Genomic DNA, 13,808 nt, shown 5'->3' with positions numbered 1-13,808 from the left:
GCTTTACCCTATTATTACGTATCTCCTTATTTCAGCATTACTCTGTTATGACCCTAACCCTTTACAATACCCTCACCCGTCGTCAAGAACCGTTTGAAACAGTCGAAGCAGGCAAAGTTAAGATGTATTACTGCGGCGTGACGGTGTACGACTACTGCCATTTGGGTCATGCCAGAGCTTGCATCGTTTGGGACGTTGTGCGCCGATACCTCCAGTTTATCGGTTATGAAGTCCGATATATCCAAAATTTTACCGATATTGATGACAAGATTCTCAATCGAGCCTGTGTTGAACATTCATCAATGGAAGCTGTAGCCGATCGCTTTATCAAAGCATATTTTGAGGATATGGCGCGGTTGGGAATCAAAGAAGCTGATGAATATCCCCGTGCTACCCATACGATGAATGGCATTCAACGGTTAATTCATGAGTTGGAAAATAAGGGTTTTGCTTACCCTGCTGATGGTGATGTGTATTATGCAGTCCGGCAATTTGCTGAGTATGGCAAGCTTTCTGGACGCAAGTTAGAAGATATGCAAGCCGGGAAAAGCGATCGCGTCAATGTAGAAGATCCAGAGTACCAGAAAAAGAAAGATCCCTTCGATTTTGCTTTATGGAAGGCAGCAAAACCAGGAGAACCTGCTTGGGAATCACCTTGGGGCGCAGGTCGTCCGGGATGGCACATTGAATGCTCGGCAATGGTGCGCGATCGCCTGGGTGATACCATAGATATTCATGCTGGTGGTGCTGACTTAATTTTTCCCCACCACGAAAACGAAATTGCCCAATCTGAGGCTGTAACAGGAAAACCCCTGGCGCGTTACTGGCTGCATAACGGCATGGTGAAGGTAGATGGTGAAAAAATGTCTAAATCTTTGGGCAATTTCACCACCATTCGAGACTTGCTGGATCGAGGAGTTGACCCGATGGCAGTGCGGTTATTTGTACTGACTGCTCAATACCGTACACCCATAGATTTTACTGACGAAGCGATCGCCGCAGCAACCAACGGTTGGCACACCATTAGAGAAGGGTTACTTTTCGGCTACCAATACGGCAAAAAACTAGGATGGGGAGTGGGGAGTGGGGAGTGGGGAGTGGGAACTGCCTCACTACTCCCTGAAACTGTTGAACGTTTCCAAGAAACTGTGAATAACGACTTTAATTTTCCTGGTGGGTTAACAGTGCTGTTTGAATTAGCCAAAGAACTGCGCCGTGAAGGAAATATTATTGTGCATGAAGGGAAAACCGAAACTTCCCCTGATGAGTTAAAGCGTCAATGGCAAACTCTCGTCACATTAGCGGGAGTTTTAGGTTTAGAAGCCAAGATAGAAACAGAAACTCCCACGAGTAATGGTTTAAGCGATACAGAAATTGAGGCGCGAATTCAGCAAAGGCGAGAAGCACGTATTGCCAAGAATTTTGCCGAAAGCGATCGCATTCGTGACGAACTCCAAGCAGAAGGTATTACGCTAATTGATAGCCGTGATGGTACACGCTGGCACCGGAATTAAATTTTAAATTATTATGTTGATTACTCTAAAAAAAGCGATCGCTAGTTTCGATATTCCTGCTGATTGGATCGGTATTAGAGCCGTAAAGGAGACTTCTACTACCCGTTCAGTCCGGGACGGCTTACCCCAACTAAATGGCAAATCCTTCACTGTAGGAGCCATGCTGGAAGTTTTAGTAAATGGCTGTCTGGGTTATGCAGCAACTAACTCCTTAGAACTGCCTTCCCTACAAGCAGCTGCCCAAACAGCCTATAAACAAGCACTAGCAGCCAGTGAATGGTGGATACATCCCTTCCGTGAAAGTGAGCGCCCTAAAGTCGTTGGTGAATATGAGTCTCCATTCCTTGAGCCATTAGATACTTTGAGTCCGGGAGAAATCAACGATTTACTGGTTCGGATCTGCCAAACACTGAAAGTCAACGACAAAATTGTGCAAACTATAGCCAGTGCTAGCACTATTGAGAGAGAGTCTTGGTTTGTTAGCAGCAACGGCTCAGAAGTCTATCAAAAAACTCTATCTATAGGCACTCATTACGGAGCCACCGCCCAAGATGGAGTGGTTGTACAGCAGCGCAGCAACAACGGCTCTCAGGCAAACTGTTACCAAGGTGGACTAGAACTTTTAAAACAAGAAAACTTATGGCATCGGGTGCGGCAAATTGGCGAACAAGCAGTAGAACTCTTGACAGCAGAGGAATGCCCAACCACCCGCACCAACTTAGTTTTAGCCTCAGATCAAATGATGCTGCAAATCCATGAAAGTGTCGGGCATCCCCTAGAAATTGACCGAATTTTGGGGGATGAGCGTAACTATGCTGGGGGCAGCTTCGTTAATAAAAGTGATTTTGGCAACCTAGTATATGGTTCGCCACTGATGAACATTACCTTTGATCCTACCGTGCCTGGTGAATTTGCCAGCTATGGCTTTGATGATACGGGTGCTGTAGCAACGCGGGAGTTTTTGGTAAAAGAAGGTGTACTCCAACGAGGTATAGGCAGTCTAGAGAGTCAAGCAAGAGCAGGTGTAGCAGGAGTTGCCTGCGCCCGTGCTTCTTCATGGAATCGACCAGCGATCGATCGCATGGGTAACTTAAATTTAGAACCTCTAAATGCAACCTTTGAAGACATTATTGCTGGGATAGAACACGGCGTTTATATGGAATCTAACCGATCTTGGTCAATTGACGATCGCCGTTACAAATTCCAATTTGGTTGCGAGTACGCTAAATTAATTGAAAATGGTAAACTCACCAAAACCCTCCGTAATCCCAATTATCGGGCAACAACACCAGAATTTTGGCATAGCTTAATCCAAGTAGGAGGTACTGACAACTGGCAAATGTATGGTACTCCTTATTGTGGCAAAGGAGAACCAAATCAAGCTATTTGGGTAGGACACGGTTCACCTGTTTGTGTATTTGCTAATGTAGAAGTTTTTGGTGGAGGAAGTTGAAAAAGTTAGGAGTTAAGAGTTAGGAGGGAAGAGTTGGTACTTAAATAGGTAGGCATTATTAAACATAAAATCTTAGTTCGTAGTGCAGCGATTCATCACTCAAAACAAAGATTATTATGACTAAAGTTTTTAATAAAAACTTTTATTTATTTATGCCTAGCTACTTAGAAACTTTGAATTAAAAAACTCCTAAGCCCTAACTTTTTCTCCTCATTATTCACTATTAATATTTAATATCCATGAAAATTGAAGAATTATCTGCATTAGAAGTCAGCTTTAATCAACTAATTGAAACTCTAATAATTAAAAAAGCCGAAAGTGAACAATTCACTATCAAACTCAGCAGTGAAAGAAGTCAATTTACTCGTTTCAATCATGCGAAAGTGCGGCAAACGGGTTGTGTTGCTGATGGTTGGATCGAACTTACTTTGATGGCAGATCAGCGCAGCAGTGTTCGGCAGTTTCCCTTTACTGGAAATTGGGATATAGATTGGCAGTTAGCATATACTGCTTTGCAAGAATTACGTGACGAACTTATTTTACTTCCCATCGATCCGTATCTAGTTTTACCATCAGGAAATAATACTAGTCGAGAAATACATTCCGGGAATTTGTTGGCGGCGGAAGCAGTAGTACCAACTGTGCTAGAGCTAGTTGCCGAATTGGATTTTACAGGAATATATGCAGGAGGAGTGGTAGTTAAAGCTTACGGTGATTCCAACGGTCAAAAACACTGGTTTGCTACTGATTCTTTTACCTTAGATTATTCTCTGTTTTCCACTTCTGGACAAGCAGTTAAAGGTACATTTGCAGGGAGTGATTGGGATGAATCTGCTTATATAGGCAAAATCAGCGAAGGCAAAAAGCAACTAGAATTGCTTGCTCGCCCAGCCAAAGAATTGTCACGGGGACAATATAAAACATATTTTGCACCTGCTGCTGTTGCAGATTTATTACTGATGCTTTCTTGGGGAGCAGTAAGCGAAGCCGATATCCAACAAGGAAATAGTGCTTTGGCTGCTTTATCGCGTCAAGAAAAACAACTTTCCCCAAGATTTAGTTTGAAAGAAAACTTTCAACAAGGCTTAGTGCCACGATTTAATGAATTAGGAGAAATAGCAGCACCGGAGTTATTTGTAATAGAAAAAGGACGTTTGATAAATACTTTGGTGAATTCTCGGACTGCTAAAGAATATCAAAAAATTGCCAATGGTGCTAATGATTCAGAGACTCTACGTGCGCCAGAAGTGACTCCAGGAAATTTACTATTTGAGCAGATTCTTCCGAGATTGGATACAGGATTGTATCTATCAAATTTGCATTACTTAAATTGGAGCGATCGCCACACTGGTAGAATTACAGGTATGACTCGTTATGCTTGTTTTTGGGTAGAAAACGGAGAAATCATTGCCCCCATTGAAAATTTACGTTTTGATGAAAGTCTCTACCGCTTTTGGGGAGATAAGTTAGTAGATTTGACCGATTTTCAAGAATTTATTCCCGAAGTAGGAACTTATGAAAGTCGCCAACTTGGAGGTAGTTTAGTTCCCGGTATGCTGGTGGAAGATTTTACATACACTTTGTAATCATCTTGTGTCGAATTTATCCATTTTTGTTGCAACGTCATACTCCTGCAAAGCCGTTGCACGAACGCCTAAACTGAAACTTTTGTGGAAAGATAGTTTTGCTTCTATTACCAGTTAGGTATAGAAAACCAAAAGTTTCCCTTAATGAAAATTGCTGGGTTAAGCAATAGCGAAACCCAACCTATAATTTTTCCCATCTCTCCTTAGAACCTCTATTTTTTCTTACTAGGAGGTGAATTACGCTGGGTGAGATTATCAATTTGCAATTGTTGCCGTCCGTTTGTAACAATTCGCAACATATCTTTGAGATCCTGCTCGATATTTCCTAAAATGCCATCAGCATAAGCATCAGCACCATCTTCAATTTCTTGAGCCTGAGCGATCGCAGTTTGTCGCATTTGGTCTAATTCTTGCTGACAAGCATACCGCTTACGGTCAATTTCGGTGAGGGTTTCTTGCATTATTGCCTCACACTCTTGCTGCACTTGTCGCCGCAGTTGTTCAGCTTCTTGTTCTGCCTGTTGAATAATATCGCTTTCAGCTAAAATTTGCGCTCTTTTTGCTTGCGCGGCCTCAACAACCTGCTGTCCATACTCTTCCGCTTCCAGCAGAATTTCGTCCTTTTGGTCGAGGACAGCTGCTGCTTCTTGAAACAGTGATGGTAAAGCAAGCCGGATGTAGTCAAGCTGATCGAGTAGCTTTTCTTCATCTATGAGAGTGCGTCCCGTCAGAGGAATCCTCAGACTAGAGAGAACCATTTCCTCTAGACGGTTGAGTTCCTGCTGAATATCTATGCTTCCCTCTCCACCGACATATTCTTGAGGGGGGGGATTGCTTCCGTTGAGATTGGGTTCAACATTGGAGAGTTGTGATTGTAGCATTGGTATATATCTAGGGCAATGTGTGGGGGAACGAGATGATCGATAGAGCCACCAAACCTTGCAATCTCTTTTACCACACTACTACTTAAAAAACTATACTCATTTGAGGTTGCAAGAAAAACTGTTTCTATTTGGGTAGAAAGAGTTTTATTGGTATGAGCCATTTGCAGCTCTACTTCAAAATCTGACACAGCCCGTAAACCCCTAAGCAAAACTTGTGCTTGTCGCATTTGGGCATAGTTGACGGTAAGACCATCAAAGCTGTCTGTATCTACATTAGGCAGATGTTGTGTAGAATGCCGGATCTGATCTAGCCGTTGCTCCACACTAAAAAGTGGCATTTTGTTGGGGTTCCGCAGTACAGCGACAATTACCCGCTCAAACAGCCGACTACCGCGCTGGATGAGGTCAAGGTGTCCCAAGGTGATGGGGTCGAAGCTACCAGGATAAATAGCAATCACAATTTTAAATATATCAAAGTTGTTTAGGTGATTATATCGAAGCAGTTTTGTTTAACCTACTCAAATTTACCATCTTGCGCTTTGGGGAAGGATGCTAAACTCAATTGTTTTGGTGTTACAAGTTATGCTCAACTGGGCGTTAGGAATTAGACTCCTAAATATGGATACTGGTTTTTTACCTACATCCCCGCAATGTTGTGGAGGATTTAAGTACAGTTCCAGTATTCGAGATGCAAGAAACTCCGTACTTAGCAAAGTGCGTGGGTAGTTAACGAACTATTCTAGGTAATTTTTCATGGCACTGGATTTTCCCACCTTGCCCTTGGCGTTTCAATTTACTTCTCCAGGACCCATTCTGGTGAGATTAGGGCCACTAAGTATCCGTTGGTATGGCTTATTGATTGCCACAGCAGTATTAATTGGCGTCATCCTTTCCCAGCATTTGGCAAAACGCCGTAATGTTAATCCTGAGTTGCTAGGCGATTTATTCTTTTGGTTGTTGATTGGGGCAATTCCTAGTGCACGGCTATATTACGTTTTCTTTGAGTGGTCAAAATATGCCCCAACTCCAGGAAAAATCTTTGCTATCTGGGAAGGAGGTATTGCTATTCATGGAGCGATTCTTGGTGGGGTTATAGCTGCGTTAATCTTTGCCAAAATCAAGCAGGTTTCTTTCTGGCAGTTAGCAGATTTAGTAGCGCCTTCACTGATTTTAGGGCAGGCGATCGGGCGTTGGGGCAATTTCTTTAATTCTGAAGCTTTTGGTGATCCGACAAATTTACCCTGGAAGCTGTATATTCCACCAGAGCATCGTCCTTTAGAGTATGCGAGTTTCGATTACTTCCATCCCACTTTCCTGTACGAGTCTATCTGGGATCTAATGGTGTTTGCGCTGCTCATAACGTTGTTTTTCCGGTCTTTATCCGGTAAGCCACGTTTGAAGGTAGGCACGCTGTTCTTAATTTACTGGCCAGCGTACAGCTTAGGACGTTTGTGGATTGAAGGTTTTCGCACTGATAGCTTGATGCTAGGGCCGTTACGGATAGCACAATTAGTCAGCAGTCTAGGAATTTTATTTGGATTAGTTGGATTAGCTTGGCTTTACTTACTCAAACGCCCTTTACCCGATGTAGTGCCTACTCCCAAGGGAGATGGAGAAGTGAGGGAATGAGAAGATGAGGGAGCAGGGGGAGAAAGAATAACTAATGCCCAATGCTCAATACCCAAAAAATAAAAAATGCCCCAGAGTATTCTCTAGGGCTTAACCAGGGTGCATCTACCATTACTCTCTACTAGGGAAAGAGGGTGAATCCGGAAAGATACTGAGAAAATATCAAAAAAGTTTTTGAGGGATTGCCGTGTGTTCTTCTAAAAGTGAATATACAGAAAACCTGAGTTATAAAAAAACACTATATGCTATAGAACCATCTGTGTATATTGTGGGAGCAGGCCCTGGAGATCCTGATTTATTAACGGTGAAGGCGCAGAAGCTACTGGCTGTTGCTGATGTGATTTTATTTGCTGATTCTTTAGTACCCGAACAGATTTTAGAACTTTGCCGAAAAGATGCGGAGATAATTAGAACTGCGAATCAGACTTTAGAAGAGATTTTGCCGATCATGATCGATAAGGTGCGATCGCAGCACAAATCTTTAGTCCGTCTCCATTCTGGCGATCCTAGTCTCTACAGCGCCATCCACGAGCAAATGCACCTCCTCGCAGAGGCAAATATTCCTTTTGAAATCGTACCTGGTATCAGCGCCTTCCAAGCCGCAGCTGCCAAACTCAAAGTAGAACTGACTGTCCCCGGTTTAGTCCAAACTATCATTTTGACGCGCATCAGTGGACGTACAGAAGTCCCCGCCACTGAAGAATTAGCCTCTCTCGCAGCACATCAGGCTAGCCTCTGCTTATATCTAAGTGCGCGTCACGTCGAAAATGCCCAAGCTAAACTACTCGAACACTATCCAGCCGAAACCCCCATTGCAATTTGCTTTCGCATCGGATGGCCCGATGAAAAAATCAAGGTTGTCCCCTTGAATGAAATGGCAGACTGCACTCATCAAGAAAAACTAATTCGCACTACACTTTATATCATCAGCCCAGCACTCTCGGCAGCAAAAGGGCGATCGCGTTTATATAATCCCGAACATAGTCATCTATTCCGCTCATCTCATCAGTAAAAATTGGGCATTGGTGATTAATTCTTTTTTCTTCTCCCTCATCTCTTTTGCGGTTCGGTAAACTTAACAATGTGAATAAAATCTAAAATCCCAATTCGTTACTATGCCATTAATTAAAGTGCAAACTTCTGGATCTGCTCCTCAAAAAGCTGAAATTGAATCAATGCTTTTAAACTTATCAGCCAAGTTAGCGAAACATTTGGGAAAACCAGAATCATACGTCATGACTGCTTTTGAACCAGAAATTCCTATGACTTTTGCGGGGAATACAGACCCAGTTTGCTACATTGAAATTAAGAGCGTTGGCACGATGAAGCCAGATCAAACCGCAGCAATGAGTCAGGACTTTTGCCAGCAGATTAACCAAACTCTAGGTGTGCCTAAAAATCGCATTTATATAGAGTTTGCAGACGCTAAAGGTGCGATGTGGGGCTGGAACGGCACAACATTTGGTTAATTCCCCGTCTTCTTTAGTCAAGACCAAGTTAATCTGGCAGGTGTAGGATAGAGATCCTACATCAACTTTTGATTTTTTATGTCTGCTACGCCTCTTGTATCTCAGGTTGACTTACACAACCCAAAACAATCAGAATTAATCCCTCCTCTTCTAGGTGCTTCTCTGGCGGAGTTAAGCACTTGGGTGCAGCAGCAAGGACAACCTGCTTATAGAGGAAAGCAGCTGCATGAATGGATCTATGACAAGGGAGTGCGATCGCTAGCTGATATTTCTGTCTTCTCCAAGCAATGGCGCAAAGAAGTAGCAGAAATCCCCATTGGGCGCTCAACTTTACATTACCGCTCTGAAGCTCCCGATGGCACAGTCAAATTTCTTTTACGATTAGCAGACGATCAAATTATTGAAACTGTTGGCATTCCCACCTTCGGAGAAAGGGGAGATGGCCCAAAATCCCGTTTAACAGTTTGCGTCTCTACTCAGGTTGGTTGCCCAATGGGGTGTGATTTCTGCGCTACTGGTAAAGGAGGCTACAAGCGCAACCTAGCACGGCACGAAATTGTCGATCAGGTGTTAACTGTGCAAGAAGATTTTCAGCAACGAGTTAGCAATGTCGTATTTATGGGATTGGGTGAACCGTTGTTGAATACTGAGAATGTCCTAGCGGCCCTGAAATCTCTGAATCAAGATGTCGGTATAGGACAGCGATCGCTTACAGTTTCTACAGTTGGTATTCGCGATCGTATTCGTCAGTTCGCGCAAAACAATTTGCAAATCACTCTTGCTGTTAGTCTTCACGCACCCAACCAAGCACTACGAGAAAAACTCATACCCAGCGCCCGCGCCTATCTTCTAGAAGATTTGTTGGCTGAATGTCGGGAATATGTAGAAATCACTGGGCGGCGCGTTACCTTTGAATATGTTCTTCTTGCTGGTGTCAACGATTTACCAGAACACGCATTAGAACTGTCAAAACGCTTGCGAGGATTCCAAAGTCATGTGAATCTGATTCCTTACAACCCTATTCAAGAAGTAGACTACAAACGTCCTAACCGCGATCGGATTGAAGCATTTGTCAACGTCCTTAAGCAGCAAAATACTGCTGTTAGTGTTCGTTATTCCCGTGGTTTAGAAGCTGATGCTGCTTGTGGACAACTGAGAGCAAGTAAGAATTAAACCTCTTGCAGTCAATTTTATCAATAAACATGAAACCGCAGATAAACGCAGATGCATCCTGAGAATTATCTCTGTTTATCTATAATGATATTGACATTTTAAAGGTTTAGTGACGCTAAACCCAACCATATAACAATTGAGGAAAAAATTGTATGTTGAATCGCTTATTAATGGTTAAAGCATGGCTATTATTGATTGTGCTTGCAAAAGCTTTATGGATTAATTCTCCTGCTTATGCACAAATGATTCCGACGAATCCTCAGCTACCTGAGTCTTTTCAAGAAAGAATGAGACGACAACAAGAGGAGCGAAATCAGCGAACACAAGAGCAATTGAATGAAACATTGCTTCGGCAACAGTTTCAGCAACCACAACTACAACAACAACTGAGACTACAACAGCAAGAATTTACGCAACAACGGCAAGAACTAATACGCCAGCAACAACTGAGAATACGACAGCAAGAAACAAGACTACAACAGCAAGAATTTACACGACAGCAACAATTAAGAATACAACAGCAACAACTCAGACAAGATCAACAAATTAGACAACAGCAAGATTTAAGATTACAAGAACAGATACGACAGCAACAACTCAGACAACAGAAAAACAATTTGTAAAGTCTTCAAAATTTCTGAGTAATAGCTTTATTATTAAAAATTCGAGAAAACATTCTCCAATTTTTAATTTTTCTTATCTAGCGGTGTGCAATAATTCCTGGAGCATAAGCCTCAATCACTTTGCCAGTGCGAGTACAACTAATCATTAAATAGTCACAACTTGGGCATTGTGTCCGAGTTAATTGACTATCAGAAATATAATAACGTTCAGCATTGCTGCCACAATTGGGGCAGTAAATTTTTTGTACTATCTGCATTTTAAAACCCCTGGTTGTAATTATTTTTTATTTGGGAAAGGTAGAAGTTAAACCAGTAAAAATTCTGGCTCGACCCAACTTAACAAACTGCTGTAATATTTGTTGATTATTTTAAACAAAATTTCAGATTTCAAAACTTTTTGATATCTTTGTATATTATCCTATGATTTCAGTGATATTACCCTCCCGCTTTAGATACATAAATTGTTTTTTAATTAAATGCTGCTTAGATATTTACTGATCCCTATGGGTAATGCCTTGAGAGAGCCTTATTTATAGCTATTTCAGACGGATACAAAAAAAGCCATTCTTGTATTCAAAAATTAAAACCCGGAAAATACTGTATATTTAGTCACAAAATATCTATCTTAAGATTTAGTTAATATTTGTTAGCAAGATTTATAAGATTAATTCTGGTGAGGTAGTTTCATTAAAACTAGCGAACTTCTAAAGCAACAGCTTTTTTCGCTCAAGATTCTCTTGGCGTATGATTTCTGCACTACTAGGGGGTACAAGCGCAACCTAGAGCATTGATTCAGTAATCAAAACCTAACTACCCTACCAGGGTTGGGGGAGAGGTTCTTCCAGGATTACTGAATAGGCGTTTTAGCAAGGGATAAAATTGTCGATCAGGTTTCGACTGTGCAAGAAGATTTTTAGCAACAGGTTAGCAATGTAGTGTTTATAAGTATGGTTAACCGTTGCTGGGTAGCATTAGTGAAAAAGCAGGGGAGAAAAACTACGCCACTTGCGGGTGTTGCTCTCAACCCTCGAAAGAATTGGAGCAGAGGGGCTTTTGCCCACAAGGGGCAAGGTTTGTACCTTTTCCCCTACTCCCTGCCTCATATCAATAAGTACTAAGTGTTCATACAGATAGTATTAGCGATCGCCCCTCTAGGTTTGTGGGTTAAAGGATGCTTTATTGATAAGGATACCGTTTTGAAATCTAAGTGTGAAACTCCAGTATGGATTGATAACATCTGCTCTTTGAGATTCGTAATCAGTCAAATAAAAATCTTGATTATTCCACTGGTAAATCTTTTCATGTATTTGTCCATCAGCAGAATCGATATTGTTTTCATAAATCAAGATACCATCCCAGCCTAGAATGGAACGAACTTCATCATATGACATACCCGTAGATATAGAGTTATATAAATTTTCCCTGATTTCAGATGACAAATTTATTTGTTTAATCTGTATAGCCTTATTGGGCTTTTGAGGAAAAATTTTGAACATAGAGTTTATAAAAAAGGTAGACATCGGAGTAATAGAAACAACTCTATGGACATAGATAAAGGTAATCCATGCCAATAAAACAACAGCTAATAATATTGAATATTTCATAAAAAAAGGGCGGAATAACCACCCTAAAATTATCTCAAACTATATCAAGCGTGGTCACAACTAACGAATACCTGCACTGCTTTCGTGGATGCTGGTATATGAATGAATAATAGTATTGATTGTACCCCATACTCTAGTTGTCATCTGTTCATGAAAACTACCATTTAGTTCAGTACCAGTATTTTGAATAGTAAAACCCTTAAAAACTTTTTCGACTTTACCATTGTTGTATTCGTTCTCAACCTTACCATCCATGTAAATCTGATTGGACGAAGAGTTATAATTTTGGGTGCGAGTTGAATTGGTTACATTATCGATGTTTAAATTAGTCTCTGTTCTGCTCTGCTGAATTGTCCAGTGGTTTAAGACAAAAGTTTCACCTGCTTTAGCAGGGCTGGCAAACAAAGTAGCAAGAATAGCTAAACAAAGAACTTTCTTCATTACTTCGTCCTCATGATAAATTAGTTGCCTTTATCAGAAAAATTAATTCGTCAAAGGAACTAAAGGAAGTTCCAGGGTGGTTAATCCACCCTAGAATCGTTGCAATCAGTATCAAATCCTATTAGGATTAACGAACACCTGCACTGGTTTCGTGAGCAGTAGTATCAGTATTAGTAATGGTCTTAATAGTACCTTCTATTTTGCTAAAAATGCTTTCATGAAAGCTACCTTCTAGTTCAGAACCAGCAGAATGAACAGTGAACTCATTAAAGGAAACTCCTTTTTTGCCTTTAGTATCAAGACCACCATCAATATAAACCTTATCAGCCCAAGAACTATAATCTTCATTTCGAGTTGAATGGGTTGTTGAATGGAGATTTAAGTCAGTGTATTTTTTGGTGTGACTATCTGTCCACTCATTACGAACAAAAGTTTCACCAGCAAAAGCAGGGGTAGCAAAGAAGGTAGCAAGGATGGCCAAACCAAGAATTTTTTTCATGAGTTTATCCTCGTTATAAATTAGTTGTCTTTTTCAGCCTCATTGTTGGGTAATTCTTGAGACTGGAACCGGGGAAGTTTGTTAGGTTCTTTTGTATTAGTTCTGTTTATAGCAACCCCTTGACAGACAGCAGAAATAGTAGGAAAGCTGTCGGAGTTTAGTTGGATACCAGCACCGATTAGTTCAGCACAGGCACGAGCATTGATAATCTCTACATCATATTGAGTTTTACGAGAAATAGTTTCAGCCATTCGCTTGCAAGTATTCTCTAGGCTTCCGCCAAGAGGGAAAACTATAGCAGCATTCACACCATAAGAGGCATTATTGGAAAAACTAATCCCGTCATATGAACTCAAAGAAGTCCCTAATATTAAAGATGGTCGCGGACACACAACATGTATTCCAGCTAATCCTTGAATCTTATAAGTAGCCGATTCACCAAGGTTATAAACTCCTGTTTGATTAATTGCAGCCGAGTTCCTTTGTTGGTTATCAAGAGTCTGTTCTTGATTAGGCTGAGATTGAGAATTAACAGAGTTAGTTACAGATTGTGCTTGGGCTTCGAGATTTATGCTAGCTACTCCAAGTAGACATAATAAGGAATGGTTAGTAAATAATCGTAGAGCTTTTTTAAACATTTGAAGTTTTTTAGATATTGCAAAGTAAGGATGTTAAGAGTCATGGCTTAAGTAAGTTGGCAGAATTAAACCAAACTCTATGAAGAAAGATAAATTAAGAAAAAATTGTCTTTCTTCTTGCTTCTTACCTCCTACTTCCTGCCTTATCCCAACGACAAATTTTTATGCTGACCTATTCGGTTCTCAGGTTTATGAACTTTTGCTGTTCGTTATCTCTGACAAATTAATATTCCCAATGATCAAATAAAAACACCAGGGGGGTTTTGTGGGATTAAGTGGGAAGTTGGCAAATATT

The 13,808-nt window shown here is 41.1% G+C and carries 15 protein-coding genes; 8 read left to right on the top strand and 7 right to left on the bottom strand.

The window, feature by feature from the left end; translation table 11 throughout:
* Positions 1 to 47 precede the first annotated feature (47 nt).
* From cysS to H6G96_RS23520, 3 genes are all read left to right on the top strand, one after another.
* Entirely contained in the window at positions 48 to 1,514 is a 1,467-nt protein-coding gene (cysS, locus tag H6G96_RS23530; protein WP_190913969.1) for a cysteine--tRNA ligase, read from the top strand.
* Between the two features lie 13 nt (positions 1,515 to 1,527).
* Positions 1,528 to 2,967: a TldD/PmbA family protein gene (locus tag H6G96_RS23525; RefSeq protein ID WP_190913966.1), complete on the top strand. Its 1,440-nt coding sequence runs from the start codon at positions 1,528 to 1,530 to the stop codon at positions 2,965 to 2,967.
* Between the two features lie 239 nt (positions 2,968 to 3,206).
* A complete protein-coding gene (locus tag H6G96_RS23520) occupies positions 3,207 to 4,553 on the top strand; it encodes a TldD/PmbA family protein (protein WP_190913964.1) in 1,347 nt (448 codons plus the stop codon).
* Between the two features lie 212 nt (positions 4,554 to 4,765).
* On the opposite strand, the gene H6G96_RS23515 is transcribed toward H6G96_RS23520, so the two are convergent.
* Positions 4,766 to 5,434 carry a DivIVA domain-containing protein gene (locus H6G96_RS23515; RefSeq protein ID WP_190913962.1) on the bottom strand — a complete coding sequence of 223 codons (669 nt, stop codon included), beginning with the start codon at positions 5,432 to 5,434 and terminating at the stop codon, positions 4,766 to 4,768.
* Positions 5,344 to 5,895 carry a pantetheine-phosphate adenylyltransferase gene (coaD, locus tag H6G96_RS23510; protein WP_190728237.1) on the bottom strand — a complete coding sequence of 184 codons (552 nt, stop codon included), beginning with the start codon at positions 5,893 to 5,895 and terminating at the stop codon, positions 5,344 to 5,346. Before coaD ends, H6G96_RS23515 begins: the two co-directional genes overlap by 91 nt.
* 295 nt (positions 5,896 to 6,190) lie before the next feature.
* Between coaD and lgt the strand changes: the two genes are divergently transcribed.
* The 5 genes from lgt to H6G96_RS23485 all read left to right on the top strand — a co-directional run bounded on the left by lgt (position 6,191) and on the right by H6G96_RS23485 (position 10,331).
* Complete coding sequence (gene lgt / locus H6G96_RS23505; RefSeq protein WP_190913960.1) at positions 6,191 to 7,066, top strand: prolipoprotein diacylglyceryl transferase; 876 nt, start codon at positions 6,191 to 6,193, stop codon at positions 7,064 to 7,066.
* 187 nt (positions 7,067 to 7,253) lie between these two features.
* Positions 7,254 to 8,078: a precorrin-4 C(11)-methyltransferase gene (gene cobM, locus H6G96_RS23500; RefSeq protein ID WP_190913958.1), complete on the top strand. Its 825-nt coding sequence runs from the start codon at positions 7,254 to 7,256 to the stop codon at positions 8,076 to 8,078.
* 103 nt (positions 8,079 to 8,181) lie between these two features.
* The gene (locus tag H6G96_RS23495) at positions 8,182 to 8,535 is read left to right on the top strand and encodes a phenylpyruvate tautomerase MIF-related protein (RefSeq protein ID WP_190913955.1); all 354 of its coding nucleotides are present in this window, start codon (positions 8,182 to 8,184) and stop codon (positions 8,533 to 8,535) included.
* 78 nt (positions 8,536 to 8,613) lie between these two features.
* Positions 8,614 to 9,708: a 23S rRNA (adenine(2503)-C(2))-methyltransferase RlmN gene (rlmN, locus tag H6G96_RS23490; RefSeq protein ID WP_190913953.1), complete on the top strand. Its 1,095-nt coding sequence runs from the start codon at positions 8,614 to 8,616 to the stop codon at positions 9,706 to 9,708.
* A 152-nt stretch (positions 9,709 to 9,860) separates the two neighbouring features.
* Positions 9,861 to 10,331 carry a hypothetical protein gene (locus H6G96_RS23485; RefSeq protein ID WP_190913951.1) on the top strand — a complete coding sequence of 157 codons (471 nt, stop codon included), beginning with the start codon at positions 9,861 to 9,863 and terminating at the stop codon, positions 10,329 to 10,331.
* Positions 10,332 to 10,408: 77 nt separating this feature from the next.
* Here H6G96_RS23485 and H6G96_RS23480 read toward each other — a convergent pair whose 3' ends face one another.
* The 5 genes from H6G96_RS23480 to H6G96_RS23460 form a co-directional block, all read right to left on the bottom strand.
* Complete coding sequence (locus H6G96_RS23480; protein WP_190913948.1) at positions 10,409 to 10,588, bottom strand: replication restart DNA helicase PriA; 180 nt, start codon at positions 10,586 to 10,588, stop codon at positions 10,409 to 10,411.
* 894 nt (positions 10,589 to 11,482) lie between these two features.
* Complete coding sequence (locus H6G96_RS23475) at positions 11,483 to 11,935, bottom strand: hypothetical protein (RefSeq protein WP_190913946.1); 453 nt, start codon at positions 11,933 to 11,935, stop codon at positions 11,483 to 11,485.
* Between the two features lie 60 nt (positions 11,936 to 11,995).
* Complete coding sequence (locus tag H6G96_RS23470) at positions 11,996 to 12,376, bottom strand: hypothetical protein (RefSeq protein WP_190913944.1); 381 nt, start codon at positions 12,374 to 12,376, stop codon at positions 11,996 to 11,998.
* A 127-nt stretch (positions 12,377 to 12,503) separates the two neighbouring features.
* Positions 12,504 to 12,875 (bottom strand): hypothetical protein, encoded by a 372-nt coding sequence (locus tag H6G96_RS23465; RefSeq protein WP_190913941.1) that lies wholly within the window; start codon positions 12,873 to 12,875, stop codon positions 12,504 to 12,506.
* A gap of 20 nt (positions 12,876 to 12,895) precedes the next feature.
* Positions 12,896 to 13,513, bottom strand: a complete 618-nt coding sequence (locus H6G96_RS23460; protein WP_190913939.1) for a hypothetical protein — start codon at positions 13,511 to 13,513, stop codon at positions 12,896 to 12,898.
* Positions 13,514 to 13,808: the final 295 nt, after the last annotated feature.

The sequence above is a fragment of the Nostoc sp. FACHB-892 genome (assembly GCF_014698795.1).
In the GTDB taxonomy this organism is placed as follows: domain Bacteria; phylum Cyanobacteriota; class Cyanobacteriia; order Cyanobacteriales; family Nostocaceae; genus Nostoc.
Note: the sequence above shows the minus strand (reverse complement) of the source record. Positions and strands in the feature narration are given on the sequence as shown.